This window comes from Leptolyngbya sp. FACHB-36, from assembly GCF_014695955.1.
In the GTDB taxonomy this organism is placed as follows: domain Bacteria; phylum Cyanobacteriota; class Cyanobacteriia; order Leptolyngbyales; family Leptolyngbyaceae; genus FACHB-36.
The window spans coordinates 1-1865 of record NZ_JACJPG010000062.1 but is presented as its reverse complement, the minus strand read 5'-3'; the positions used below and the strand labels follow the sequence as shown (position 1 = coordinate 1865).

At 54.7% G+C, this 1865-nt stretch carries 3 protein-coding genes; all 3 read left to right on the top strand.

The window, feature by feature from the left end:
- The first annotated feature begins 4 nt into the window (after window positions 1-4).
- The gene (locus tag H6F43_RS00870; RefSeq protein ID WP_190340143.1) at window positions 5-280 is read left to right on the top strand and encodes an acylphosphatase; all 276 of its coding nucleotides are present in this window, start codon (window positions 5-7) and stop codon (window positions 278-280) included.
- 512 nt (window positions 281-792) lie between these two features.
- Window positions 793-1347 (top strand): cytochrome b/b6 domain-containing protein, encoded by a 555-nt coding sequence (locus H6F43_RS00865; RefSeq protein ID WP_190340142.1) that lies wholly within the window; start codon window positions 793-795, stop codon window positions 1345-1347.
- A gap of 42 nt (window positions 1348-1389) precedes the next feature.
- Window positions 1390-1865 (top strand): molybdopterin-dependent oxidoreductase (locus H6F43_RS00860; RefSeq protein ID WP_190340141.1); only part of this gene is annotated, 476 nt, incomplete at its 3' end.

Below are 1865 nucleotides of genomic sequence, written 5' to 3'. Positions count from 1 at the left end.
CCGTATGAGTGAACGAATTCGTGCCCGTGTCGTAGTTTCTGGACGAGTCCAAGGCGTTGCCTATCGCGCGGCGACTCAAGAGATGGCAACCGAGCTAAAGTTGGCAGGCTGGGTGCGGAATTTGCCCAATGGTCGTGTCGAAGCTGTTTTTGAGGGTGCGGAAGATCCGGTTGAGGACATGATCGGCTGGTGCCAGCAGGGACCTCCTGCCGCTTTAGTCAAAAATGTAGAAGTCGAGTACGAGGAGCCAGAAGGACTTCAGGCGTTTGAGATTCGTTGAGCCGCGGACATCGTGTACTGAGTTGATGCAGCCAAAGCAGCCCTCATCCTCCTAGTCTCCTGCTACAGGCAAAGGAGGAGCAACCCCGCAAAGGTCGCGATCGGGGACTCAAAAGCGATCGTTGGACGCCCAAATACAAAATTTGGGCGCTTGAACGCGATGTAGAGGAACTCAAACGCAGCTTACGGAACCCTAAACGCAAGATTTGGGAGCTTCAACACAGCATTCGAGAGTTTCAACACGGCATTCAGGAGCTTCAACACAGCATTCAGGAGCTTCAACACAGCATTTAAGAGCTTCAACACAGCATTTAGGAACCCAAACACAGCATTTAAGAACTCGAACGCGATATTCAAGAACTAAGACACAGCAGTTGGGAACGATTCGGTACCCACTGTGTAGCATTTATCCGGAACGTGTCGATCGAGGGTTAAAGTAGAAGCAGCGAGCCTTTACAAACTGCAACAGTGACTTCATCAGCGTCCAAGCCCCGTGCCCGATTCGTGCAGGCAATGCCTGCCAAGATCTTCCACTGGGTTAACATCGTCAGCCTGACGATGATGCTTACCAGCGGACTGCAAATTTACAACGCCAATCCTGTGTTCGGGGGACGATCTGGCATTCATCTGCCGCCGATCGGCTTACTGGGCGGGTGGCTGGCGGGTGGACGCCACTGGCACTTTGCCGCCATGTGGTTCTTCTCGCTGAACCTGCTGTGGTATGGCATCTATGTGCTGGCAACGCAGCGCTGGAAACATCGTTTTGTTGGGAACAACGATGTCAAAGCGCTACAGCAGAGCCGCAATGCAACCCGCCGCCTTTATGCGTGGCACCGAGTTGCCTACACGGCTATTATTCCAATCCTGCTGCTGGCACTGTTTAGCGGCATTGGTATGTACAAGCCCGCTCAGTTTTCCTGGATTGTCGATTTCTTTGGCGGCTGGTTTGCGCTGCGAGTGGTTCACTTTTTTACGGTGCCTGCGGTTATTGTGTTTGCGATCGCCCACTCCTGGCTGGCGCTAAAAGCGGGCGGCGATCGTCTAGTGGACTCGATGTTTTGGGACTAGTCGTCAAATTTACTCAGACAGACCCCTAGAGGTGAAATGGACATGGAGCCGACAGAAACCGATTCAGTCTCACGGCGAAGCTTTTTGAAGCTGCTGGGACTTTCCGGCGCGAGTGTGGTGATGGGAACTTCGGTGCTGACGCTGGCAGAAGGCGCCACAGGTCGCTTGTTTATGCCCCTCAACGATCGCCTGGATGAGCTGCTGCTAAAGCCGCAGGCTCCGGTGCCAGAATTGCCCCTCAGCGCCATTGAGCCAGAAGCGCTGTTAGTTAACTCGTTTCGCGCGACTCCCAGACTCGATCCGGCAACGTTTCGCCTTACCGTAGACGGCGAGGTGAATAACCCGCTCAGTCTAGATCTGGCGGCGATCAACACGCTGCCGCTGACCTCAATGGTGATTCGGCATGTGTGCGTGGAAGGCTGGGCGGCGATCGTCCAGTGGGGCGGCGTGCGGCTGCAAGACATTGTGCAGCTTGCTCAGCCAAAATCGGGCGTGCGCTATGCCTATTTCCAGTCCGC

Coding starts and splice junctions, on each gene's coding strand:
- H6F43_RS00870 (WP_190340143.1), top strand. CDS start 5: ATGAGTGAACGAATTCGTGCCCGTGTCGTAGTTTCTGGACGAGTCCAA.
- H6F43_RS00865 (WP_190340142.1), top strand. CDS start 793: ATGCCTGCCAAGATCTTCCACTGGGTTAACATCGTCAGCCTGACGATG.